This window comes from Pedobacter sp. 01T416_2 (assembly GCF_056398925.1).
Genome location: NZ_JBFTQI010000938.1, coordinates 1 through 2072 on the forward strand (window position 1 = coordinate 1; position 2072 = coordinate 2072).

Genomic DNA, 2072 nt, shown 5'->3' on the forward strand with positions numbered 1-2072 from the left:
GGGGCTTAACAGACTATCAGGAAGCTTGGGATAAACAGGAAGATCTGTTAAATAAAACGGTGGCCATTAAGACAGAAAACCGTGTAAACAATACCAATAAGCCTACCCCAAACCATCTTGTATTTTGCGAGCACCCACATGTTTACACCTTAGGTAAAAGCGGGCATCCCGAAAATTTATTATTGGATGAGCAGGGATTAAAAGATAAACAGGCAACCTACTATAAAATAAACCGGGGCGGCGATATTACTTATCATGGTCCGGGGCAGCTAGTGGGCTACCCTATTCTTGATCTTGATAATTTCTTTACCGACATACATTTATATTTACGCACGCTGGAAGAAGCCGTTATCCTTACCTTAAAAGATTATGGGATAGAAGCTGGCCGTTATCCCGGTTTTACGGGGGTGTGGTTAGATGCCGATAACGAAAAGGCTCGTAAAATATGTGCCATGGGTGTTCGTTGCAGCCGTTGGGTTACCATGCACGGTTTTGCCTTTAATGTAAATGTAGATTTAGATTACTTTAAAAATATTGTGCCCTGCGGCATCGATGATAAGGCTGTAACTTCTTTAGCAAAGGAGCTGGGTTATCATCTTGATATGGAAGAGGTAAAAGGAAAATTAAAGAATCATATTGCCGAGCTCTTTAAAATGCAGCTGATTTAATTGGTTGAATAAAACTAAACCGAACGCTAATTCGTAGATTAAGCTATGAAGATTTTATTAAGCGCCATTTTATTTTCTTTCTTAACTTCGGGCTGCACAAAACAACAGCCTATGCCTACTGAACCCGTTATCGACCGAACAAACGCTTCTTCAAATGGAGAAGGTGATTTTACATATCTGGCACTTGGCGATTCTTATACCATTGGCGAATCGGTTAAACAGGCAGAATCTTTTCCTTATCAGCTTCAAAGTTTATTAAAAGCTCAAGGCAGCACTGTAGCAAATCCAAAAATTATTGCGGTTACCGGTTGGACTACAGATGAGCTGCAGGGCGCTATAAAAAAAGAGAATTTAACAGGCACCTATAGTTTTGTTACACTCTTAATTGGTGTAAACAATCAATATCGGGGTTATCCGATAAATACTTACAAAAAGGAGTTCACAGAATTGTTACAAACGGCAATCGCTTTTGCCGGAGGCAACAAGAATAAGGTTTTTGTAGTTTCTATTCCAGATTGGGGCGCTACGCCCTTTGGCAAAAACTCGGGGCGAAATCCACAAACTATTGCCAATGAAATCGATAGCTTTAACGCTGCAAACCAAGAAATCACGCTTTCAGCTGGCGTAAACTATACCAACATTACACCGGCATCTCGAAATGCTGCAACAAATTTATCGTTAGTGGCGAGCGACGGGTTGCACCCAAGCGCTAAAATGTACACCGAATGGGCAACCGCTTTATTACCAAAAGTGGCAAATGTATTGAAATAATTAAACGTTTGTTTATGCTGTTTTTAAATTAAAAAATATATTTTAGTTTAACTATTTAAATTAATACACTTAAAAGTTGATACTATGGAAGATCAAAAACCTCAAGAACAAGCACCCTTCGGTCAGCAACCGTTTGGACAAACACCATTCGGAAATCAAGGCCCAGCGCCAAAGAACTGGCTTGTAGAATCAATTCTGGTTACATTATTCTGCTGCCTGCCTTTTGGAATAGCTGGTATTGTAAATGCGGCTAATGTTAATAGTAAATATGCCATGGGCGACTATGCAGGGGCTCAGGCAGCCTCTCAAGCCGCTGGCAAATGGACAAAAATTGGATTCTTTATTGGAATTGGAGTTTATGTCTTATATATATTATTTTTTGTGGTGCTAGGTTTTGGCGGTGCCATGATGAGTAATTACAGATAGATGAAATTAATGTACATCTTAGGAATCGTTATAGGGTTAGCACTTGTGATAATTTACTATAAATTTAATCCTGAGATGTACAATTTCTTTCCGGAATGCCCTTTTCACAAATATTTACACCTCGATTGCCCTGGTTGCGGTTCACAAAGGGCAATACATGCCCTGCTTCACCTCGATATTCAAAAAGCTGCAGGATATAATCTACTC

At 39.6% G+C, this 2072-nt stretch carries 4 protein-coding genes; all 4 read left to right on the forward strand.

All coding sequences use genetic code 11. The annotated features are described in order from the left end of the window. Positions 1 to 668 (forward strand): lipoyl(octanoyl) transferase LipB (lipB, locus tag AC1DPQ_RS26030; RefSeq protein ID WP_477611338.1); only part of this gene is annotated, 668 nt, incomplete at its 5' end. A 45-nt stretch (positions 669 to 713) separates the two neighbouring features. Further along, positions 714 to 1439: an SGNH/GDSL hydrolase family protein gene (locus tag AC1DPQ_RS26035; protein ID WP_477584320.1), complete on the forward strand. Its 726-nt coding sequence runs from the start codon at positions 714 to 716 to the stop codon at positions 1437 to 1439. Positions 1440 to 1523: 84 nt separating this feature from the next. Continuing rightward, positions 1524 to 1865 carry a CD225/dispanin family protein gene (locus AC1DPQ_RS26040; RefSeq protein WP_083488603.1) on the forward strand — a complete coding sequence of 114 codons (342 nt, stop codon included), beginning with the start codon at positions 1524 to 1526 and terminating at the stop codon, positions 1863 to 1865. Between the two features lie 75 nt (positions 1866 to 1940). Beyond that, a partial coding sequence (locus tag AC1DPQ_RS26045; protein WP_477611339.1) for a DUF2752 domain-containing protein occupies positions 1941 to 2072 on the forward strand: 132 nt, incomplete at its 3' end.